Below are 20,008 nucleotides of genomic sequence, written 5' to 3'. Positions count from 1 at the left end.
GACAGATCCGGGCCAATGGGCAGCGATAGGGGGACATCGCAGGGGGGATAAGGGGGCGCCAGCCTGTCCCCCATTACCAATATACCGATCTTTTCTTCGTTTTTCAGGAAAGAGCCGCCGATCCCGTTCTTAGCAATTCATTGACAAACGACGGGATAGCTGGACACTTAGGGTCACAGAGGAATCGGCCAAAGCAGCCGGCCCCCTTGAGGCGTGCGAGACAGATCATGGATGCGAAACGGTTCACCGGCCCACAGGCCGGATCCCAGAAATACGACCTGCTGACGGCGCTGGCGGTGGCGGGGCTGTGCGGCAGCCCGGGGTTCCAGACCTCGATGCTGCGGCTGATCGCGCTGGTGACGGCGCGCTACAACTGGGCGCGGGACGAGCTGACCGTGGGGCAGCGGGAAATGGCGCGGATGTGGTCGGTGGACGAACGCACGGTGAAACGCGAGCTGAAGCGGCTGACCACGGCGGGGGTGCTGGTGCAGCTGCGGCCCGGGGTGCGGGGCAGGGTGGCCGCCTACCGGCTCGACATGGCCGAGGTGCTGCGGCTCAGCGCGCCGCACTGGGACCGGGTGGGGCCGGATTACAGCGCCCGGATGATGGGCCAGATGGGCCGCAGCGAGCCGCCGCAGGCGCCCGAGGAAAAGGTGGTGCGGGTCGATTTTGGCGCACGGGTGCCCGCGGCCAGCCCCGCCCCGCTGCCGGTCGCCCCGGCCCCGGCAACGGCGGATCCGTGGGGGCGCACGCTTGACCGTCTGGCGCGCAGCGAACCTGCCCTGCATCGCAGCTGGTTCGGCGGGCTGCGCGCGGCGGAATTTGCCGAAGGCGTGCTGCAGCTGACGGCGCCTTCGGGCTTTGTGGCGCAATATGTGATGACGCATCATCTGCGCCCGCTGCTGGGGGCGGCGCAGATGGAATATCCCGGCCTGCGCCGGGTCGAACTCAGGGCGCGTTAACGGATCGCTTCGCTGCGGCGGCGCAGCCGGTGCAGCACCTCCTCGGCGCCGGTCTCTCCCTCCAGACGGCGCCAGCGCTCCAGCAGGGGGGCGCCGGAATTGCGGCAGTGATGCGCCATGGCGGCGCGTGCCGCCGGGGCATCGCGGGCGGCCAGCGCCTGCATGACGGCGGTGTGTTCGTCCCGCGAAAACCGCGCGATGTCGGCGGCGTTCTGGCGGTTGTTGAGCCGGGTCCATTCGGGATAACGCAGCCGCACCCGCCAGAACTCCTCCACCATCGTGACAAAGACCGAATTGCCGGTGCTGCGGGCGATGATGAGGTGAAACTCCCGGTCATGCGCCTCGATGCGGGGGAAGGGCAGGGTGGTGTCGCACATGCCCTCGATGCAGGCAGAGAGCGCCGCCAGCCCTTCGGGAGTGATCTCGGTGGCGGCGATGGCGGCGATCTCCGGCTCCACAACAAAGCGCGCCTCGACCAGTTCGAAATAGCCGGGCAGGCCCGCTGCCTCCGGCGCGGCGGCGGGCAGGGGGTCGGCCACGAAGGCGCCCGCGCCAAAGCGGGTGACCACATAGCCCATCAGTTCCAGCGCGATCATCGCCTCGCGCAGGGTGGTGCGGCTGACCCCCAGCCGCGCCACCAGATCGCGGTCGGGCGGCATCTTGGCCCCCGGCGCGAAGTCCCCCGCCCGGATGGCGGCGGCAAGTTCCTCCGCCGCCAGCCGGTAGCGCGGGGTCTGCTGGATGGCGCTTAGCATGGTCGGGCCTCAGGCCTTGGGAAGATCGTCTTCAAGATAGGCCCGCACGTTCTCCTCGAAGCTGGCATCGGCGTCCAGCCCCAGCGCCAGCGCCTTGTCGAAGCGGTAATCATAGCGCCAGCCGCGCACGATGGCCGCCACGTCGGGCTGGTCTTCCCAGCGGATCAGCCTGGCCGGTTCCGGCCCCGCCACGGCGGTCAGCGCGTCGATCATCTGCCGGATCGACAGGCGCTGCCCGGGCATGGTCATGCAGCGCTGCATCCCCAGCGCCGCCGCCTCCAGCTCGGCGCCCTTGATGAGGTTTTCCACACATTTGCGCGGGCTCAGGTAGAAATGCTCCTGCGTCTCGTCCACCGGGCAGACCGCCTCCTGCCCGTTCAGCGGCTCGCGGATGATCGAGGACATGAAGGAGGACGCGGCCCGGTTGGGCTTGCCTGGACGCACCGAAATGGTGGGCAGCCGGAAGCCGCGCCCGTCCACATAACCCTTGCGGGAATAGTCGTTGAGCAACAGCTCCCCCACGGCCTTCTGCATGCCATAGCTGGTCTGCGGGTTGGGGATGGTGTGATCGGTGATCGGATCCGGCACCTCGCCGCCAAACACCGCAAGCGAGGAGGTGAAGACCACCACCGGGCAGGTGCCCAGCAGCCGGGCGCGTTCCAGCACGTTGAGCGTGCCGTGCAGGTTCACCGCCATCCCGGTCTCGAACTCCGCCTCGGCATGAGAGGAGACGATGGCGGCGAAGTGAAAGATCACCGTCACCTCCGGCCCGATCAGGGCATCGACGGCGGCGCGGTCGGTGATGTCGCAGGCGCGGGTTTCCACCGCGAAGGGCGCGTCCAGCGGGGCAGGTTCGGCCAGATCCGCCAGCACCAGCCGGGTGATGGGCTGGCCGCGCAGCGTGGCGCGCGCGGCAAGGCTTTGCGCGACCTTGCGGCCGATGAAGCCGCCGCCGCCAAGGATCAGGATGGTCATGTCGGTCATGTCAGGGAGTCCGGGGTCAGGGAAGGGGGGCGGCACGGCGCCGCCCCCGGGGATGGGTCCGGCGGCGCCGAACCCGCGAGGGCTTAGTCCGTGCCAAGCCCGATGCGGGAGATGAACGCCTTGTGGCTGTCCACCAGCTGCTGCGTGGCGGGGGATTTCTGCGCCCATTCGTCCCAGCGGCCAATCGCGGCGGCCCGGAAGGCGGCGCGGTCTTCGGCGGACCAGTCATGCAGGGTCACGCCCTGATCCGGCAGCGCCGTCACCGCCTCGCCGTTCTGCACCAGCGTGTTCATCACCAGCTTCATGGCCAGCGAATCCATGGCAGAGGTCAGGATGCCGCGCTGCGCGTCGGTCAGCCCGTCCCAGACCGTCTTGTTGCAGGCCAGATGGTCCGAGGACATGGAATGGAAGCCGGGATAGGTGGTGTGCTTGGCGATGTCATAGATGCCAAGCCCCACATTGTTCGCCAGCGTCGAGGCATCGGCCCCGTCGATGATGCCGGTTTCCAGCGCGGTGAAGATCTCGGTGAAATCCATCACGATGGGGGTGGATCCCAGCGCCGCGAAAATCTCGGATTCCATGCCGGGGGGCGAGCGGAACTTCCAGCCCTTCAGATCCTCGATCCCTGCCAGCGGCTTGGTGGAGTTCATGGATTCCTGCCCGCCCAGATAGGCGCCGACAAATTCCATGCCATGGGCGTTGTAAAGCTCATTCACCGCCTCGCGCCCGCCGCCATATTGCAGCCATGCCAGATACTGCATCGGCGTGTCATAGCCGCCCATGGTGTCGGCCACGAACTGGAACGCCGCGTCGCGCCCGGTCTGGTAGCTGCCATTGGTCATGTCGCAGTCAAGGATGCCGTTGGCGGACGCGCCAAAGGTCTCTGCCGAGGCGACAACGGCGGAGCTGTAGAACATCTCGATGTCGAGCGATCCGCCCGACATGGTTTCCACCTGATCGACAAATTCGGTGATGAGCTTGCCCGACACGGATTCGGGCGACTGCTGGTTCTGGATGCGCAGCGTGGTGGTCTGCGCGCTGGCCGCACCGGCCAGCAGCGCGGTGCCGGCCAGCAGCATGGCAAAACATCTGGTCATGAGGTCTCCTCCCTACAAACTTCTCCGCGGGCAGCGGTAGCATGGGGATCCCGCGATTGCCAGACAATCCGGCAATCGGGCCAAAAGGTGCCGCCGCAAAAGCGCCGCGCGCCGGGCCGGGAATACTTGACTGGAAATGTCGGCTATTCTAGTCAACCCGCAGCTGCGCCCCGTGGCGCAGAGCCACGGACCGCGCCCGCGCCTCCGCAGCCATCCCCCAGACATCTGCGGCGCCTCAGGGCTCCGCCGCTACAGGAGGACACGCATGTCCCTTTCCATGGCCTTCCGCTCCGGCGTCTGCGGCCTTGCGCTTGGCGCGCTTCTGGCCAGCACCGCGCTGGCCGATCCCTTCACCGATCTGGCGCGTGGCTTTGCCGGTGAGCTTGCCGCCTCGGGCGAGAACCGCGCGCCGATCGTGCCGGGATCGACCGCCATCGTCTCTGGCGAAGGCTTCGCCCCCGGCCAGCAGGTCGTGCTGCGCCAGAACGGCATCGCGCTGAATGACGGGGCTGCGGTGACGGCGGATGCCGAGGGCAAGTTCTCCACCACCGTGGCCATCCCCGAAGGCACCGAGCCGGGGCTTTATCCGGTTGTGGCCGAAGTGTCCGGCCCGGCCTATGCCAGCACGTTCGAGCTCAAGGTCTCTCCGGATCTGCCCGAAAGCGGCAGCTTCGACGTGACCCAGCGCAAGCTGCCGCGCGGGCTGTATCAGGTCGCCGTCACCCCCGAGGCGCTCTATGTCACCGCCGCCGTGGGCCGCCCGCCGGTCAAGGACAGCACGCTGCTGAAGCTGGATCCGCAGACGCTGGACACGCTGGCCGAAATCACCCCCGCCGCCGCTCCGGCCCGTGCCGATGGCAGCGAGGGCGGGGTCTTTGCGGTCTATGGCGTGGGGGTCGACCAGCAGAATGGCCGGGTCTGGGTCACCAACACCCGTCAGGACACCGTCGCCGTCTACAGCGCCGAGGATCTGTCGCTGGTCAAGCAGTTCGACGTGGACGCGGTGCCGCATCCGCGTGATGCCGTGGCCATGGGCGGGCGCGTCTATGTCAGCGCCACGTTCGAGCCTGTGGTGCATGTCTTTGACGGCGCCACCATGGAAGAACTGGCGCCGATCACCCTGACCTCCGGCAAGCGGCGCGAGGATTTCGCCTCGGCCACGCTGCATGTGGACGAGGCCAGCAACCAGCTGTTCGTGGTCAGCCTTGGCACGGATGAGGTGGCCGTGGTCGATCTGGACAGCGGCGAACAGACGGCGGTCTATCCGCTGCCCGGTTCCAAAAGCACCATCGGCGTGGGCTTTGATCCCGACACTGGCCGCATCTTCACCGCCGCGCAGGGCAGCGACAACGTGACCATCCTTGATGCCGAGAGCGGCGAGGTGGTGGCCGATGTCGCCGTGGGGGCGAACCCGCTCAACGTGGTCTATGACACGCAAAGCGATCTGGCCTGGGTGTCGGTGCGCGGCTCCGGCACGCTGGTGGCGCTGACCGCCGAGGGCGAGATCGTCGGCAACCTGCCCGTCGGTCCGCTCGCCAACCACGCGGCGCTGGACGGCGCGGGCGGGGTCTATGTGGTCAACAAGAGCCGGGGCGCCGAAGATCCCTCTGGCGATCAGATCAGCCACGTCGTGCCGAAGGGCTAAGCCTGCGGCCCGGCTGACGGGGCAGGGACAGGGGCAGCGGGGACATCCCCCGCTGCCCTTTTTGCTGCGCGCCTGCGGCGGGGCAGGGGGGATACGGGAAAGCCGCCGCAGGGTGACCCGCGGCGGCTGTGCCTTGTCGTCTGGCGCGGCCTACTGGCCCTTGATGGTGATGGTGTAATCGCTGCGCGCGCCGCGCGGCGGCGGCGGGAAGGGCGCGGCGCGGCGGATCACCTGCAGTGCGGCATTGTCCAGCGCCGCCGATCCGGAACTGCGCGCCAGCGACGCCCCCGCCAGCCCGCCATTGGCCGCGATGCGGAAGGCCACCACCGCCTCGCCCCGGCTGCCCACCCTCGGGCGCGGCACGCGGGAGATCTTGCGCATCACCAGACCGGGATAGTTGCTGGCGGCGGCATTGCCCGCCGTGCTGGCCTGCCCGCCCTGACCGGAGGTGGCCGATGTGCCCTCGGCCCGGCCCGTGGCCTGCCCCGCGCGGGCGCTGCGGTCGGCATTGCCCTGCGGCTGGGGGGCGGCCTGACGCTGCGGCTGCGGCTCCGGCGCGCGTTCGGCGCGGCGCGGTTCCGGCTGCGGCTCGGGCTCGGGGCGGCGTTCGGGGCGCTGCTGCGGACGCAGCGACTGTTCGGGCGCGCTGCTCTGCACCGCCTCGGCCAGGTCTGGCTCCGGTTCGGGCGCAATCTCTTCGGGTTCGGGCGCCTCCGCCACCTCCGGCTCTTCGGGGGGCGTGGGCTGCAGCAGCTCCGGCTCCGCTGTCTCGGTCTCCTCCGGCGGCTCCACCTGTTCCGGCATCTGCGGCAGCACCGCATCGGCGGCCACGGGCGGCGCCACGGGCAGGGCGGCGGTGGCGGTGTCGGGCGGGGTTTCCTGCGGCGCGGGCGGGGTGACGGGCTGCGGCGGCGCAGGCTGCGCCATCTCCGGCGTCACCGGTTCCGCCTGCGGCGTCTCCACGGGCTCGGCCTGCGGCGGCACCACCGGTTCGGCCTCGGTGATCTCGTCTGGGGTCTCGGCGCTCAGCGTGCCCGCCGCCATATCGGCAAAATCCGATCCCAGCCGCAGGTCGCTGCCGCCCGAGGCGCCTTCGATCATCACCGGCTCTGCGGGCATCACCGCCAGCAGCATGCCGCCATGCGCCGACAGCGCCAAGGCGGCGGCGGCGAGTTTCACCTTGCGGGATGTGGCGATCATTCCAGCCCCCTTTCGGTCACGATGACGACGCGCTGCGCACCCGCCGCGCGCAGCTCGCGCCCCAGCGTCACCAGCTGCGCCGCCGAGGCGTCGCGGTCGGGCACCAGCCGCACCAGCTCTGGCGCCTCCTGTCCGATGCCCGCCATATACTCGGCGACGCTGGATATTTCCTTCCCTTTCAGGCTCATGCGCCCGTCGGGATGCACGACCAGCGCATCGGCGGGGGCGTTGCCCTCCAGATCGGCGGTGCGCACAAGGTTCAGCGTGCTGTCCAGCGGCTGCGCCAGCGTGCCCGCCACAAGAAAGAAGATCAGCATCAGGAACACGATGTTGATCAGCGCGATGGTCGGTTCGCGTTCGGTTTTCTGCCGGGCCTTGCGCATCAGCCTGCTCCCAGAACGGTGGCGCGCAGGCCGGTGATGCCGCGCAGCGCCACCAGCACATCGGTCAGCCGCTGCGCCGTCACCTCGCCGCGCAGGGCGATGATCAGCGGCGTCGCGGTTTCAGCCTCGGCGCCCGCGATCCGCTCGGCCAGCGTGGCGGGCAGATCCTCCAGCGCGGTGTCGGCGCCGTTCAGGCTCAGCCGGTCGGGGCTCAGCTGCAGGAACAGCGGGCGGGTGTCCGCCGCCACCTGCGCGCCCGACCCGGCGGCGTCCAGATCGACCTCCGCAAAGCGGGTAAAGGTCGAGGACAGCATGAAGAACAGCAGCAGCAGAAAGATCACGTCGATGAGCGAGGTCATCGACAGCCGCCGTCTGCGCCGCGCCTTACGCATGGCGCGGCCGGGCCTCGGCGCTGCTGCGGGCGGGGGCGCGCTGCGCGTCGCCATTGGGGGCAAGGATGGTGTGCACGGCGCGTTCGGCCAGCACGCGCTCTGCCTCCATCCGCGCCTCGAACCAGCTCAGGATCACGGCGGTCGGCATCGCCACCACCAGACCCACGGCGGTGGTCAGCAGCGCCACCCAGATCCCGCCGGCAAGGATCGACGGATCCACCTGCGATCCGGCATCCTGCAGCGCCTGAAACGCCGAGATCATGCCCAGAACCGTGCCGAAAAGCCCCAGCAGCGGCGCCAGCTGCGCCACGGAATCCAGCAGGCGAAAGCCCTTTTCCAGCCGGGCAAAGCGCGTCTCTGCCTCCGCCTCCAGCCGCTGCGCGTCGCGCTGGCCGGACATGGCCATGTCGATCACCGGGCGTAGATAGCTGCGCGACCGGTCAAGCGCGGCGCGCGCCCCGGCACGGTCGCCCGCATCCCAGGCCTCCACCGCCTGCCGCAGCGCCGCATGCCGCCCCACGCCGGAGGCCGCGAACTGCCACAGCTTGTAGATCACCACCGCCAGCGTCACCAGCGACACCGCGCCAAGGATCAGCACCACCGGCCCGCCCAGATCGGCGGCGCGCTGGATCGCCTCTTTCACCAGATCGATCATCCGATCACCTCCACCTCGGTGCGGGAGTTCAGCATCAGCCCGTCGATGCACAGGCTGGAGGCAGCACCCCCCGCCTCGCAGCGGCTGGCGCCGTTGATGAGGATCTGGCCCAGCCCGTCACATTGCGTGCCCGGCACCACGAACTGCCGCACGCGCGGGCGCCCGGCGGGAAGCTGGCCGAAATCGAACAGCGTCAGCCGGTCCACCTGCCCGCCCTTGTCCAGCAGCACCGTCTCGAACACCGCCGAATCAATGTCGGTGTCATGGCTGTTGCGGATCAGGAAGCTCAGCTGGCAACCCTGCTCGACGGCCTGCGTCGCGTTCAGCTCCACCGACAGGCCGGGCGCTGCTGCGTCCTGTGCTGCGGCCTGCAGCGGAACCATGGAAAGTGTCAACCAGATCAGGGCTTTGGGGGTCAGGCGCGGCACGGGCGTCTCCGTTCGTTCGGGGATTGGGCTTGCGGGCCGGGGTGCGGTCCGCTGGCTGCGGTCTGTGGGCCACAGCAGGGGCTGCGGGTCGGGGGCTTCTTTGGCACACACTGTCGTGAGGCTCAATACCTGAGAAAATTAATACACATTAGCAGCATGTCCAGGTTTCCGCCTAGGATGACGGCTTTTCCCGCATTTGCCAGCCCCCCGGCGCTGGGTCGGGGGGCGTCGGTTCTAAGTTGATTGTTTTTGTAGAGATTGCTACGGGCGGGCTGAGACACGGCAGAGCAGGCGAGGCGCCATGACCCATCCCCAGCAGATCTGGCCCGAGGATCTGGCCGCGCATTATGTGGCCCAAGGCTACTGGACCGGCGAAAGTTTTGGCCAGATGCTGGACCGGATCACGCGGGAGTTCGGCCCCCGCACCGCCGTGGTCGCGGGTGATACGCGCTGGAGCTATGCCGATCTGGGCCGCGAGGCGCGGCGGTGCGCGCAGGGTTTTGCCGGTTTGGGGCTGGTGCCCGGCGACCGGGTGCTGGTGCAGATGCCCAACCGCGCCGAGTTCCTGTCGGTGGTGTTTGGCCTGTTCCATGCCGGGCTGGTGCCGGTCTATGCCCTGCCCGCGCATCGGGAAACCGAACTGCGCCACCTTGCCGCCCGGTCGGAGGCGCGCGCCTATGTCTGCGCCGACCGGCACGAGGGCTTCGATTACCTGCCGCTGGCACGCCGCCTTGCCGCCGATCTGCCCGGGCTGCGCGTGGTGGTGGCGGGGGAGGCGGCGGAATTCCTGCCGCTTTCGGGCTTTGCACCCGAGGAAATGCCCGCCCCGGTGCCGCGCGATCCGCGCGGGGTGGCGTTTCTGCAGATCTCCGGCGGATCGACCGGCCTGCCAAAGCTGATCCCGCGCACCCATGACGATTACCTTTACAGCATCCGCGCCTCGGCCGAAATCTGCGGGCTGGGGCCGGACAGCGTGTTTCTGGTGGCGCTGCCCGCCGCGCATAACTTCCCCATGAGCAGCCCCGGCTATCTGGGCGCGCTGCATGTGGGGGCCTGCGTGGTCATGGCGCCCAATCCGCAGCCGGAGCCGTGTTTCGCCCTGATCGCCCGCGAAGGCGTGACCCTCACCGGGCTGGTGCCGCCTCTGGCGCTGCTCTGGCTGCAGGCGGCGCCGCGCACGAAACACGATCTCCGCAGCCTTCAGGTGCTGCTGGTGGGCGGCGCCAAGTTCATGGCCGAAGCCGCCGCCCGCGTCCGCCCGGTGCTGGGCTGCACCCTGCAGCAGGTGTTCGGCATGGCCGAAGGTCTGGTGAATTACACCCGGCTGGATGATCCCGACGACATCATCACCACCACCCAAGGCCGCCCGATCAGCCCCGATGACGAGGTGCTGGTGCTGGATGATGCGGGCGCCCCGGTGCCCGAGGGGGAGCCGGGCAACCTTTACACCCGCGGGCCCTACACCATCCGCGCCTATCACGACCATCCCGCCGCCAATGCCCGCAGCTTCACCCCGGACGGGTTCTACCGCACCGGCGACGTGGTGCGCCGCCTGCCCGGCGGCTATCTGGAGGTGCGGGGCCGTGCCGGCGACCATATCAACCGCGCGGGCGAAAAGATCTCTGCCGAGGAGGTGGAGGATCATCTGCTCGCCCATCCCGCCGTGTTCGATGCCGCCGTGGTGGGGGTGGAGGATGCGTTTCTGGGCGAACGCAGCTGCGCCTTCGTGGTGCTGGCCGAAGGCGCCGAGGCGCAGGCGCGCGAGCTCAAGTCCTTTGTGCGCGGGCGCGGCATCGCCGAGTTCAAGGTGCCGGATCAGGTGATCTTCGTCCCCGGGTTCGAGACCACCGCCGTGGGCAAGATCAGCCGCAAGGCGCTGCGTGCGGCCCTGAAAACCCGTTATCTGGACAAGGGAGAGGGCGCATGACCCTGACGCTGGACCGGCTGCGCGCCGACGTGGCCGAGGTGCTGGACATGGCACCCGAAGAGATCGCGCCGCAGGACAACCTGTTTGATCTGGGCCTTGATTCCATGCGGCTGATGGCGCTGGTGATGCGCTGGCAGGAGGTTGAACCCGCGCTTGATTTCACCCTGCTTTGGGAAAGCGCCACGCTGGCCGACTGGCAGCAGGCGCTGGCGGCACAGGGGGCGGGCGCCTGACATGGCCGCCTTTCCGCTGATCGAGGCGCAGGAGGGGCTGTGGATCGCGCAGGCGCTTGATCCGCGCAGCCCGGTGCTGAACACCGGGCAATATCTGGATCTGCGCGGCCCGCTGGATCCGGAAGCCTTCCAGCAGGCGGTGACTGAGGCCGTGGCGCAGGCCCCGGCGCTGCGCCTGCGGTTCGCGCTGCGCGACGGGCGGCCCGAACAGTGGCTGCACCCCACGCCCCCCGCAGCGGAACTGCTTGATCTGACCTCGGATCCGGACCCAGAGGCCACCGCCCATGCCATGATGGCGCAGGACAGCGCCACACCGCTTGATCTTGCCCGCGATCCGCTCGCCCGCTTCGTGCTGCTGCGGCTGAGCGAAGACCGGGCCTTCTGGTATCAGCGCATCCACCACCTTGCGACGGACGGTTTCGGCATCGTGCTGCTGACCAACCGCGTGGGCGAGATCTATTCCGCGCTGTGCCAGGGCCACCCGCCGCCGCCGCCCTTTCCGCCGCTCGATCAGGTGCTGGAGGAGGATGCCGCCTACCGCGCCTCCGACCGCCGGACCACCGATGCCGCCTTCTGGCGCGCAGATCTGCGCGGCCTCGATCACGTCGCCAGCCCCGCCCGGGGCCGCGCCGTCACTGCGCACAGGTTCGACCGGGCGCGCTGCGATCTGCCGCCCGTCACCCGCGATCTGCTGCTGGTGCGCGCCAAGGAGATGGGCGTGGGCTGGCCCGACCTGCTGACCGTGCTCACCGCCGCGTATCTGTCGCGCGTGTCGGGCGAAGGTGACCGGGTCTGGGGCCTGCCCTTCATGGCGCGCATGGGCACCCGCGCCGCCCGCGTGCCCGCCATGTGGATGAACGTGCTGCCCTTCCGCTGCGATCCCGACCCCGACGCGCCGCTGGCGCAGGTGGTGGCAGAGGCGACGGCGCGGCTGGCCCGCTTGCGCCGCCATGGCCGCTACCGTGCCGAACAGATGCGCCGCGATCTGCGCCGCAGCGCGATGGAGGCGCGGCTTTACGGGCCCATGATCAACGTGCAGCCCTTTGACATGCCGCCGCGCTTCGCCGGGCTGGAGGTGGGGCTGCACATCCTTGGCGCAGGCGCCGTCGACGATCTGACCGTGACCTATCGCGGCGACGCGCTGCGCGCCCTGTCGCTGGAGGTGGACAGCAACCCCGCACTTTACACCGCCGCCGAAGGGCAGGCGCAGTGTGACCGGCTGGCGGGTTATCTTGGCCGCGCGCTGCTGGCCGACCGGCTGGCCGATGTGCCGCTGATGGATGCGGACGAAACCCGCCGCGTGCTGCAGGGCGCCCATACCCCCCATCCGCTGCCCGATGTCACGCTGACCGACCTCATGACCGCGCAGATGCGCGCCACGCCCGAGGCCACGGCGGTCCGCTTCGGCGCCACCACGCTCAGCTATGCCGAGCTGGACCGTCGCTCCGCCGCGCTGGCGGCGGCGCTGCGCGCGCGGGGTGTGGGGCCGGGCGGCGTGGTGGCGGTGGCGCTGCCGCGGTCCGAACATCTGGCGGTGGCGCTGGTGGCGGTGCTGCGGGCGGGGGCGGCCTATGTGCCGCTTGATCCCGACAACCCGCCCGCCCGGCTGGCCCGGCTGCTGGATCGCACCGGCGCTGCCGTGCTGCTGGCCGAGCCGGGGCTGGATGCCGGGGGCACCGTGCCCTTTGCGCCGCAGGACTGGCCGCAGCAGGGCAGAGCCCCCGATCCCGGCACCACGCCCGGCGATCTGGCCTATATCCTCTTCACCTCCGGTTCGACCGGAGAGCCGAAGGGCGTAATGATCGATCACCGCGCCATCGTGAACCGGCTGCTGTGGATGCGCGACCAGTACGGCTTTGGCGCCGCGGACGTGATCCTGCAGAAGACCCCGATCACCTTCGACGTGTCGGTGTGGGAGCTGTTCCTGCCTTATCTCTGCGGGGCGACGCTGGTCATGGCGCCGCCCGGCGCGCATCGCGATCCGGCGGCGATTGCAGGGCTGATCCGCGATCAGGGCATCACCACGCTGCATTTTGTGCCCTCCATGCTCGCGGCGTTTCTGGCGCATCCGGCCTCTGACGGGCTGGCGGTGGGGCGGGTGTTCTGCTCTGGCGAGGCGCTGACCGCCGAGCATCGCGCGGCCTTCCACGCCCGGATGACCGCGCAGCTGCACAATCTTTACGGGCCGACCGAGGCGGCGGTGGATGTCAGCTTCTGGCCCGCGCCGGCCAGCGACACCTCCGACCCGCTGCCCATCGGCTTTCCGGTCTGGAACACCCGGCTTCTGGTTCTGGACGACCGGCTTCGCCCGCTGCCGCCGGGGGTACGCGGGCAGCTTTACCTTGGCGGCGTGCAGCTGGCGCGCGGCTATCTTGGCCAGCCCGAGCTGACCGCCGAACGCTTCATCCCCGACCCGTTCACCCCCGGAGAGCGGCTTTACGCCACCGGCGATCTGGCGGAACTGCGCCCCGATGGCGCGGTGATCTATCAGGGCCGCGCCGATCATCAGGTGAAAATCCGCGGGATGCGGGTGGAACCCGGCGAGATCGAGGCCGTGCTCCGCGCCACGGGTCTGGTGTCCGACGCGCTGGTGCTGGCGCGGGCCGATCACGGTGCGGTGCGGCTGGTGGCCTATGTGCTGGCGGGGCGCGGCTTTGACGCGACCCCGGTTCTGGCCGAACTCGCGTCCCGTCTGCCCGCCCACATGATCCCCGCGGCGGTGGTGGCGCTGGAGCGCTGGCCGATGACCCCCAGCGGCAAGCTTGACCGCAAGGCGCTGCCCGCGCCGGTGCTGGACATGACCCCCGGCACCCCGCCGCTGGGTCCGGTGGAACTGCGTCTGGCGCAGCTTTACGCCGAGGTGCTGCATCTGCCGCAGCCCCCGGGGCGCGAGGCGGATTTCTTCGATCTGGGCGGCGACAGCCTGTCGGCGCTGACGCTCAGCCTGCGCATCGCCGAGGTGTTTGGCACCGATCCCGGGCTGGGGCAGATCTTCGAGACACCGGGGCTGGCCCCGCTGGCCCGCGCGCTGGATCTGGCGGACAGCGCCCGGGCCGGGTTGCAGCCGCTGCTGGGGCTGGCCGAAGGGCAGGGCGCGCCGCTCTGGCTGCTGCCGCCTGCGGGGGGGCTGGGCTGGGGCTATCGCAGGCTCGCCCGCGCGCTGGCCCCCGCCCGCCCGGTCCATGCGCTGCAGGCGCCGGTGCTGACGGGCGCGGTGCTGCCCGCGACCCTGTCAGCCATGGCCGAGGACTATGCCGCCCGCATCACCGCCGCGCAGCCGCAGGGCATGGTGCATCTGGCGGGCTGGTCGGTGGGCGGCATTCTGGCGCAGGAGGTGGCGGTGACGCTGGCCGCGCAGGGGCGCGAGCTGGGGCTGGTGGCGCTGCTGGATGCCTATCCCGCCGAGGTCTGGCGGGCCGAACCCGACCTGACCGAGGCGGAGGCGCTGCGCGCGCTTCTGGCCATCGCGGGGCATGATCCCGACGCCCATGCCGATCTCGACAGCCGCGCGGCGGTGGTGGATTTCCTGCGCCGGGGCGGCACGCCGATGGGGCATCTGCCGGGGGCGGCGCTGGATGCGGTGGTGCGGCTGGTCTCTGGCACCAACGCGCTGATCCGCGCGCATCATCACCGCGCCTATCCCGGCCTGCTGACCCATGTGCGCGCCGCGCGCGACCATGCCGGGCGCGGCTTTGTCGCAGCGCTGTGGCAAGCCCATGCCGCTGCGGTCGAGGCCATCGACCTGCCGCTTCTGCACCCCGACATGGTCTCCGCCGCCGCCGCCGCACGGCTGGGGCCGGATCTGTCCGCGCGCATGGCCGAAGCCGAGGCGCGGACCGGCCAGCGGATGCGGCGCGCATGACCCGCGCCGCATCCCGCCTTGGGTCAGGCTGCCGCCATCCGCAGCGTTTCCGGCAGCGAAGCGCCCAGCGTCGCGATGTGCACCGCCTCGGGATAGATGGTCAGCTGCATCTCCAGCCCGTCGAGGCTGCACAGCGTGTTGAGCAGCGCCATGGTCTGCGGCGGCGGTCCCTTGCGGGCGGGCGCGGAGCTGCCGGTGCGCTGTTCGCTGTCGCCCAGCCCGACGCAGAGCCGGGTGCGCTGGCGCGGCTGCAGGCGGCGTGCCCGCACCAGACCGGCGGCCAGATCCTCGTCCCACCAGATCGAGGGGCTGATCGCGGCATAGCGCGAAAAGGCGTCAGGCCGGGTCATCGCCGTGTAAAAGGTGAAGAGCCCGCCAAAGGAATGGCCCCACAGCATCCGCCGCGCCGGATCGATCCGCAGGCGGGATTCGACCTCGGCCCGGATCGGGCCGGTGAGCCGGGCCAGAAACTGCTCCGCGCCGCCCGCCCTGCGGTCGGGGTGATGCGGATCGGGACGCGGTGCGGCCCCCGGTGCCACGGGCGGCGAATAGTCAAAGGTCCGTTGGGCCCGGGCGAACTGCTGGTCGGTGTCATAGCCGATGCCCGCGACCACCAGATCGGGCACCGCCTCCAGCAGCGCCGGGGTCAGGTGGTCAAAGGCGGCGTTGCCGTCGAGCAGGTAGAGAACGGGAAAGCCCCGGCGCAGCGGCGCTGCCTTGGGCAGGGCCAGAAACACCCGGGTGGCCGGGGCAGTGGCATCGTCTGGCCCGCAGGTATCGCGGGGCAGGACATAGGTTTCGACGCGGTGGGTAGAAACGGGCGCACCAAGGATCTCAAGCCGCGCTTCGCGCCCCCGGTGGGGGGGGAGATCCCGTTGTCGGACGGTTTTGTCCATGTCTTTTATCTCTCGCAAAGGTCGGTCGGGTGCGCCGTCCACCTAAAAGGCTGTGCGCGCCGCTGCAATGGGCCGCGCTGCCCCTACGGAAAGGAAGAGTTGTGACGTTCCGTCTTTTCACCACCTTGCTGCATCTTGGCCTATTGTTTCTGTCAGGTCTGCCCCTGTCGGCTGTGGCAGAGGTGCGCGGCACCGATGTCACCGGACGCGAGGTGGTTCTGCCCGAGCCCGCGCGGCGAATCGTGCTGGGCGACGGGCGGCACCTGACGGTGCTGGGCCTGCTGCAGGACGATCCGGTGGCGCTGGTGGCGGGCTGGCGGCAGGACAAGGGGCTCGATCCCGCGACCGAGGCGGCCTATCTGGCGCGGTTTCCGGCGCTGGCGGATGTGGCGGCGGTAGGGGCGGGCAACCGGCTGCTGTCGGTGGAACGCACCATCGCGCTGATGCCGGATCTGGTGATCCTGAGCCTGATTGACGCGCGCGATCCGCAGATGGCCATGCCGCTGCAGCAGCTGGATGCGGCGGGGATCCCGGTGGCCTTTGTGGATTTCTTCACCGCCCCGCTGGATCATACCCTGCCCAGCCTGCGTCTGCTGGGGGCGCTGACCGGGGCCGAACCGCGGGCAGAGGAGTTTGCCCGCTTCTACACCGACCATCTGGAGGTGGTCTCCTCCCGCATCGCCGAGGCCGATCCCGCCCGCCCGCGCGTGTTCATCCATGTGCATGCGGCCCCCACCGGCTGCTGCGCCACGGTGGGGCCGGGGGTGTTTGATGATTTCATCACCGCCGCTGGGGCGATCAACATCGGGCGCGAGGTGGTGCCCGGGGTCATGGGCAATATGGGGCTGGAAAACGTGCTGGCCGCCGATCCCGACGTCTATCTTGCCACCGGGGGCGCGCATATGGCGGCGCGCGGCGGGCTGGTGCTGGGCGCAGGGGTGGAGGCCGGGGCGGCGCAGGCCAGCTTTGACGCGCTGACCGCCACGCCCGGCCTTGCCGGGCTGCGCGCGGTGACGGAGGGCCGCGCCATGGGGCTCTGGCATCTGTTCAACGACAGCCCCATCCATATCGTCGCGATCGAGGCGCTGGCCAAGCAGCTGCATCCCGAGCTTTTTGCCGATCTCGACCCGAGGGCGACGCTGGCCGAGATCGAGGCGCGGTTTTCCCCGGTGTCGATGCCGGGCACCTACTGGATCCCGCAGCAATGACCGTGGCCGACGGCATTCTGGCCGAACAGGGCCGCCGCACCCGACGCCGCGTCGCGCTGGTGGCGGCGCTGGGGCTGGGGGCCCTAGCCTCGGTGCTGCTGGATCTGGTCTCTGGCCCCTCGGGTCTGCCGCTGGGGCAGGTTCTGGCCACGCTGGGCGGCGCCGAGGTGCCGCGCGCCGCAGAGGTCATCGTCTGGCAGGTGCGTCTGCCCGTCGCGGTGATGGCGCTGCTGGTCGGCGCCTGCCTGTCGCTGTCGGGGGCGGAAATGCAGACCGTGCTCGACAATCCGCTGGCCGAACCCTTCACCTTGGGCATTTCCGCCGCAGCCGCGCTTGGCGCCGGGGTCGCCATCGTGCTGGGGCTGGCGCTGCCGGGGCTGCCCGCGCTTTGGGCCGTGTCGGGCAATGCCTTTCTGTTTGCGCTGCTGGCGCTGGGGCTGCTGCAGCTTGCCTCTGCCCTGCGCGGCGGCGGCAGCGAGGTGGTGATCCTGCTGGGCATCGCCGTCAACTTCACCGCCGCCGCGCTGCTGGCGCTGGTGCAATTCGTGGCCTCGCCCGACGCGCTGCAGCAGCTGGTGTTCTGGACCATGGGCAGTCTGGTGAACGCGCGGTGGGAGGGCATCGCGGTGCTGGCCGCCGTGCTGGCGCTGTGCCTGCCGTTTTCGCTGGCGGCCAGCTGGCGGCTGACCGCGCTGCGGCTGGGGGCGGAACAGGCGCAGGGCTTTGGGCTGGACGTGGCGCATCTGCGGCGCTGGACGCTGGTGCGGGTCAGCCTGCTCGCCGCCGCGTCGGTGTCCATGGTCGGCGTGGTGGGCTTTGTCGGGCTGGCCGGGCCGCATATCGCGCGCATGGCCGTGGGCGAGGATCACCGGTTCCTGCTGCCCGCGAGCCTGTTCACCGGCGCGCTGCTGATGTCGCTGGCTTCGGTTGCGTCAAAGCTGCTGGTGCCGGGCATCCTGCTGCCGGTGGGCATCGTCACCTCGCTGGTGGGGCTGCCGGTGTTCTTCGCGCTGGTGCTGCGCAAGGGGGATCTGCGATGAGCCTTGTGGTGCAAGACCTTAGCGTGGCGCGGGGGCCGCGCCGGGTGATCGACGGGCTGACGCTGCCCGCCTTTCCCAAGGGTGAATTTGCGGTGATCGCGGGGCCGAACGCCGCTGGCAAATCGACGCTGCTGCGCGCGGTGGCGGGGCTGCTGCCCGCCAGCGGCAGGGTGGCGCTGGAGGGCGACGATCTGGCGCGGCTGCCGCGCGCCGAACAGGCGCGGCGGGTGGGATTCATGCCGCAAGTGCTGGAAAGCCGCTCTGCCCTGTCGGTGCTGGAGGCGCTGGTGGTGGCGATGAACGCAGGCGGCGGGCTGGCGGGCCGGGCGCTGCGCGGGCCCGCCGCGACGCGCCACGCGGTGGCGGTGCTGGCGCGGTTCGGCCTTGCCGATCTGGCGCTGCGGCCCATGGCGGCGCTGTCGGGCGGGCAGCGGCAGGCGGTGGGGCTGGCGCAGGCGATGATCCGCGACCCCGAGCTGCTGCTGCTGGACGAGCCGACCTCGGCGCTGGATCTGGCGCGGCAGTTCCACCTGCTGTCAGAGGCGCGGGCGCTTGCCCGCGAAGGCCGGGTGGTGATCGCGGTGCTGCATGATCTGGCGCTGGCCGCGCAATGGGCCGACCGCATCGTGCTGCTGGAAGGCGGCAGGCTCGCCGCCTCCGGCCCGCCGGCCGAGGTGCTGACGCCCGCGCGGCTGGCACAGGTTTACGGCATCCGGGCACGGGTCGAGCATTGCTCGGCGGGCCGGGTGATGGTGATGGTGGACGGCTTGTCCCAGAACACGGAGACAGAAGATGCACTGGCGTGACACGCATACCGGCTACGGGCTGGTGACACGGGCGCTGCACTGGGGGATGGCGGCGCTGATCCTGTGGCAGTTTGTCGGGATGGGGCTGCGGCTGCTGCTGGGGCGCACGCCGCTGGTCAGCTTCTTTGTCGGCACCCATGCGCCGGTGGGCACGCTGCTGTTTGCGCTGATCCTGCTGCGGGGGTGCTGGGCGCTGGCCAACCGGGGCCGCCGCCCGTCCCATAGCGCGGGGCTGGTGGGCATGGCAGCGCAGGCGGGGCATGGGCTGCTGTATCTGATGATGCTTGCCATCCCGTCGCTGGCGCTGCTGCGGGCATGGGGTGGCACGCGGCCCTTTGCGCCCTTTGGCATCCCGGTTTTCCCGGGGCGCGAGGTGGAGCTGGGCTGGGCCACGACCCCCGCCAATCTGCTGCATGGCGAACTGGCATGGATCCTTGGGGTGCTGGTGCTGGGCCATGTCGCCATGGTGGTGCTGCACGAACGGGTCTGGCGCGACGGCACGCTGGCGCGGATGGCCGGACGGCGCTAAGCCGCCCGCACCCCGTGATGCGCGGCCCTTACAGCCGCGCCGCCTCCGCCTCCAGATCGGCAAGGATCGGCGTGCGGCTCCGCCAGTCGTCATACCACGCCTCCACCGCGCCGCCGAACCAGTCGCGGCCCACGGTGCGCACGGGAAAGCCCGCCGCCTCGATCTGCGCGCGGGTGGCGGCGTCGATCCCTTCATAGGCGCTGCGGATCTGGGCCAGCGTGTCGGCCACCTCTGTCTCCAGCACGGCGCGGCTGCCTTGGTCCAGCCTCCCCCAGCGGCGGGCCGAGGCGACGGCGACCATCGGGAACATCATGTGATCCGAGGCAAGCATCTCTCCCGCCAGCTCGAAATACCGGCTGTTCCATGTGCCTTCGAAATCGATCTGCATGCCGTCGATCTGGCCATTGGCCAGCGCGTCATAAAGTGCCGGCAGCGGCAGCGGCGTGGGGGCGGTGCCCAGCTTTTCCCAGAAATCCAGCTCCTGCGCCAAGGGCACGGTGCGGATCTTGCGCCCGGCCAGATCGCCGACCTGCGGCGCTGCCCGCGACAGCAGCACCTGCCGCATCCCCGCCATGCCAAAGCCCAGCCCGACAAGGCCGAACTCCGCCAGCCGCGCCGACAGGGTCTGCGCCACCTCCCCCGCCAGCAGCGCCTGCGCGCCCTGAATGTCGCGCACCAGATAAGGCGCTGTCAGCGCGCCAAAATCCGGCGCGCGGTTGGTGAATTCTCCCAGCGTCAGAAAGGCCAGATCCAGCGCGCCGGTCTGCAGCTGCTGCAGCATCTGCGCCTCTGCCCCCAGCTGCCCCGCCGGATGCACGGCGAGCGTGAGGCCCGAGGCGCGCAGCCGGTCGGCCAGCGCCATGGCGCTTTGCGTCCATTGATGCGCGGGGGGCGTGATAAGCCCCAGCCGAAGCGAGGGCGCGCCCTGCGCCAGTGCCTGCTGCGGGCCCAGAAGGCCAAGCGCCAGCCCCGAGCCAAGAAGCGTTCTGCGGTCCATTCCCGTCTC

At 70.2% G+C, this 20,008-nt stretch carries 19 protein-coding genes; 9 read left to right on the top strand and 10 right to left on the bottom strand.

All coding sequences use genetic code 11. From position 1 onward, the window contains the following. Positions 1 to 227 precede the first annotated feature (227 nt). Positions 228 to 962, top strand: coding sequence for a hypothetical protein (locus BLR51_RS15090; RefSeq protein ID WP_089848417.1), 735 nt, complete (start codon positions 228 to 230; stop codon positions 960 to 962). Here BLR51_RS15090 and BLR51_RS15085 read toward each other — a convergent pair. The 3 genes from BLR51_RS15085 to BLR51_RS15075 all read right to left on the bottom strand — a co-directional run bounded on the left by BLR51_RS15085 (position 959) and on the right by BLR51_RS15075 (position 3,798). Then, positions 959 to 1,717, bottom strand: a complete 759-nt coding sequence (locus BLR51_RS15085; protein ID WP_089848415.1) for a FadR/GntR family transcriptional regulator — start codon at positions 1,715 to 1,717, stop codon at positions 959 to 961. The genes BLR51_RS15090 and BLR51_RS15085 overlap by 4 nt on opposite strands. Positions 1,718 to 1,726: 9 nt before the next feature. Beyond that, entirely contained in the window at positions 1,727 to 2,701 is a 975-nt protein-coding gene (gene denD / locus BLR51_RS15080) for a D-erythronate dehydrogenase (RefSeq protein ID WP_242656743.1), read from the bottom strand. Between the two features lie 83 nt (positions 2,702 to 2,784). Then, positions 2,785 to 3,798, bottom strand: coding sequence for a TRAP transporter substrate-binding protein (locus tag BLR51_RS15075; RefSeq protein ID WP_089848413.1), 1,014 nt, complete (start codon positions 3,796 to 3,798; stop codon positions 2,785 to 2,787). 265 nt (positions 3,799 to 4,063) lie between these two features. Between BLR51_RS15075 and BLR51_RS15070 the strand changes: the two genes are divergently transcribed. Further along, positions 4,064 to 5,443, top strand: a complete 1,380-nt coding sequence (locus tag BLR51_RS15070) for a YncE family protein (RefSeq protein ID WP_089848411.1) — start codon at positions 4,064 to 4,066, stop codon at positions 5,441 to 5,443. Between the two features lie 150 nt (positions 5,444 to 5,593). On the opposite strand, the gene BLR51_RS15065 is transcribed toward BLR51_RS15070, so the two are convergent. Genes BLR51_RS15065 through BLR51_RS15045 form a run of 5 tightly spaced genes read right to left on the bottom strand, consistent with a single transcriptional unit; the run spans position 5,594 to position 8,501 of the window. Continuing rightward, complete coding sequence (locus BLR51_RS15065) at positions 5,594 to 6,643, bottom strand: energy transducer TonB family protein (protein ID WP_089848409.1); 1,050 nt, start codon at positions 6,641 to 6,643, stop codon at positions 5,594 to 5,596. Next, positions 6,640 to 7,026: an ExbD/TolR family protein gene (locus tag BLR51_RS15060; protein ID WP_207543636.1), complete on the bottom strand. Its 387-nt coding sequence runs from the start codon at positions 7,024 to 7,026 to the stop codon at positions 6,640 to 6,642. Before BLR51_RS15060 ends, BLR51_RS15065 begins: the two co-directional genes overlap by 4 nt. Beyond that, a complete protein-coding gene (locus BLR51_RS15055; protein WP_089848405.1) occupies positions 7,026 to 7,418 on the bottom strand; it encodes an ExbD/TolR family protein in 393 nt (130 codons plus the stop codon). Before BLR51_RS15055 ends, BLR51_RS15060 begins: the two co-directional genes overlap by 1 nt. Further along, positions 7,411 to 8,073 carry a MotA/TolQ/ExbB proton channel family protein gene (locus BLR51_RS15050; protein ID WP_089848403.1) on the bottom strand — a complete coding sequence of 221 codons (663 nt, stop codon included), beginning with the start codon at positions 8,071 to 8,073 and terminating at the stop codon, positions 7,411 to 7,413. Before BLR51_RS15050 ends, BLR51_RS15055 begins: the two co-directional genes overlap by 8 nt. Further along, complete coding sequence (locus tag BLR51_RS15045; RefSeq protein ID WP_242656742.1) at positions 8,070 to 8,501, bottom strand: hypothetical protein; 432 nt, start codon at positions 8,499 to 8,501, stop codon at positions 8,070 to 8,072. Before BLR51_RS15045 ends, BLR51_RS15050 begins: the two co-directional genes overlap by 4 nt. A 301-nt stretch (positions 8,502 to 8,802) precedes the next feature. Between BLR51_RS15045 and BLR51_RS15040 the strand changes: the two genes are divergently transcribed. Genes BLR51_RS15040 through BLR51_RS15030 form a run of 3 tightly spaced genes read left to right on the top strand, consistent with a single transcriptional unit; the run spans position 8,803 to position 14,523 of the window. Beyond that, positions 8,803 to 10,428 (top strand): (2,3-dihydroxybenzoyl)adenylate synthase, encoded by a 1,626-nt coding sequence (locus BLR51_RS15040; RefSeq protein ID WP_089848401.1) that lies wholly within the window; start codon positions 8,803 to 8,805, stop codon positions 10,426 to 10,428. After that, positions 10,425 to 10,661, top strand: a complete 237-nt coding sequence (locus tag BLR51_RS15035; RefSeq protein ID WP_089848399.1) for a phosphopantetheine-binding protein — start codon at positions 10,425 to 10,427, stop codon at positions 10,659 to 10,661. Before BLR51_RS15040 ends, BLR51_RS15035 begins: the two co-directional genes overlap by 4 nt. Before the next feature lies 1 nt (position 10,662). Continuing rightward, positions 10,663 to 14,523, top strand: a complete 3,861-nt coding sequence (locus tag BLR51_RS15030) for a non-ribosomal peptide synthetase (RefSeq protein ID WP_089848397.1) — start codon at positions 10,663 to 10,665, stop codon at positions 14,521 to 14,523. A gap of 23 nt (positions 14,524 to 14,546) precedes the next feature. Here the strand turns inward: BLR51_RS15030 and BLR51_RS15025 are convergent, their stop codons facing one another. Next, positions 14,547 to 15,419, bottom strand: coding sequence for an alpha/beta hydrolase (locus BLR51_RS15025; RefSeq protein ID WP_089848395.1), 873 nt, complete (start codon positions 15,417 to 15,419; stop codon positions 14,547 to 14,549). Between the two features lie 101 nt (positions 15,420 to 15,520). On the opposite strand from BLR51_RS15025, the gene BLR51_RS15020 reads away from it, so the two are divergent. From BLR51_RS15020 to BLR51_RS15005, 4 genes are read left to right on the top strand one after another with little or no spacing between them, the layout of a single operon-like run. Continuing rightward, complete coding sequence (locus tag BLR51_RS15020) at positions 15,521 to 16,627, top strand: ABC transporter substrate-binding protein (RefSeq protein WP_242656741.1); 1,107 nt, start codon at positions 15,521 to 15,523, stop codon at positions 16,625 to 16,627. Then, positions 16,624 to 17,667: a FecCD family ABC transporter permease gene (locus BLR51_RS15015; protein ID WP_207543635.1), complete on the top strand. Its 1,044-nt coding sequence runs from the start codon at positions 16,624 to 16,626 to the stop codon at positions 17,665 to 17,667. The genes BLR51_RS15020 and BLR51_RS15015 overlap by 4 nt, the downstream gene beginning before the upstream one ends. After that, positions 17,664 to 18,473: an ABC transporter ATP-binding protein gene (locus tag BLR51_RS15010; protein ID WP_089848393.1), complete on the top strand. Its 810-nt coding sequence runs from the start codon at positions 17,664 to 17,666 to the stop codon at positions 18,471 to 18,473. Before BLR51_RS15015 ends, BLR51_RS15010 begins: the two co-directional genes overlap by 4 nt. Further along, on the top strand, positions 18,460 to 19,002 hold the full coding sequence (locus tag BLR51_RS15005; RefSeq protein ID WP_089848391.1) for a cytochrome b: 543 nt from the start codon (positions 18,460 to 18,462) through the stop codon (positions 19,000 to 19,002). Before BLR51_RS15010 ends, BLR51_RS15005 begins: the two co-directional genes overlap by 14 nt. 28 nt (positions 19,003 to 19,030) lie before the next feature. On the opposite strand, the gene BLR51_RS15000 is transcribed toward BLR51_RS15005, so the two are convergent. Continuing rightward, entirely contained in the window at positions 19,031 to 19,999 is a 969-nt protein-coding gene (locus BLR51_RS15000) for a TRAP transporter substrate-binding protein (RefSeq protein ID WP_089848389.1), read from the bottom strand. Between the last annotated feature and the right edge of the window lie 9 nt (positions 20,000 to 20,008).

Origin of the sequence: Salipiger marinus, from assembly GCF_900100085.1 — a bacterium.
GTDB lineage: Bacteria > Pseudomonadota > Alphaproteobacteria > Rhodobacterales > Rhodobacteraceae > Salipiger > Salipiger marinus.
The sequence above is the reverse complement of the archived record's forward strand: the minus strand, read 5'-3'. Positions and strand labels throughout refer to the sequence as shown.

What these genes read in the sequence shown, in the direction of transcription:
- BLR51_RS15000 (WP_089848389.1), bottom strand. Translation starts at nt 19,999, where the DNA reads ATGGACCGCAGAACGCTTCTTGGCTCGGGGCTGGCGCTTGGCCTTCTG.
- BLR51_RS15010 (WP_089848393.1), top strand. Translation starts at nt 17,664, where the DNA reads ATGAGCCTTGTGGTGCAAGACCTTAGCGTGGCGCGGGGGCCGCGCCGG.
- BLR51_RS15075 (WP_089848413.1), bottom strand. Translation starts at nt 3,798, where the DNA reads ATGACCAGATGTTTTGCCATGCTGCTGGCCGGCACCGCGCTGCTGGCC.
- denD (WP_242656743.1), bottom strand. Translation starts at nt 2,701, where the DNA reads ATGACCGACATGACCATCCTGATCCTTGGCGGCGGCGGCTTCATCGGC.
- BLR51_RS15050 (WP_089848403.1), bottom strand. Translation starts at nt 8,073, where the DNA reads ATGATCGATCTGGTGAAAGAGGCGATCCAGCGCGCCGCCGATCTGGGC.
- BLR51_RS15040 (WP_089848401.1), top strand. Translation starts at nt 8,803, where the DNA reads ATGACCCATCCCCAGCAGATCTGGCCCGAGGATCTGGCCGCGCATTAT.
- BLR51_RS15015 (WP_207543635.1), top strand. Translation starts at nt 16,624, where the DNA reads ATGACCGTGGCCGACGGCATTCTGGCCGAACAGGGCCGCCGCACCCGA.
- BLR51_RS15090 (WP_089848417.1), top strand. Translation starts at nt 228, where the DNA reads ATGGATGCGAAACGGTTCACCGGCCCACAGGCCGGATCCCAGAAATAC.
- BLR51_RS15065 (WP_089848409.1), bottom strand. Translation starts at nt 6,643, where the DNA reads ATGATCGCCACATCCCGCAAGGTGAAACTCGCCGCCGCCGCCTTGGCG.
- BLR51_RS15030 (WP_089848397.1), top strand. Translation starts at nt 10,663, where the DNA reads ATGGCCGCCTTTCCGCTGATCGAGGCGCAGGAGGGGCTGTGGATCGCG.
- BLR51_RS15070 (WP_089848411.1), top strand. Translation starts at nt 4,064, where the DNA reads ATGTCCCTTTCCATGGCCTTCCGCTCCGGCGTCTGCGGCCTTGCGCTT.
- BLR51_RS15055 (WP_089848405.1), bottom strand. Translation starts at nt 7,418, where the DNA reads ATGCGTAAGGCGCGGCGCAGACGGCGGCTGTCGATGACCTCGCTCATC.
- BLR51_RS15005 (WP_089848391.1), top strand. Translation starts at nt 18,460, where the DNA reads ATGCACTGGCGTGACACGCATACCGGCTACGGGCTGGTGACACGGGCG.
- BLR51_RS15060 (WP_207543636.1), bottom strand. Translation starts at nt 7,026, where the DNA reads ATGCGCAAGGCCCGGCAGAAAACCGAACGCGAACCGACCATCGCGCTG.
- BLR51_RS15025 (WP_089848395.1), bottom strand. Translation starts at nt 15,419, where the DNA reads ATGGACAAAACCGTCCGACAACGGGATCTCCCCCCCCACCGGGGGCGC.
- BLR51_RS15085 (WP_089848415.1), bottom strand. Translation starts at nt 1,717, where the DNA reads ATGCTAAGCGCCATCCAGCAGACCCCGCGCTACCGGCTGGCGGCGGAG.
- BLR51_RS15035 (WP_089848399.1), top strand. Translation starts at nt 10,425, where the DNA reads ATGACCCTGACGCTGGACCGGCTGCGCGCCGACGTGGCCGAGGTGCTG.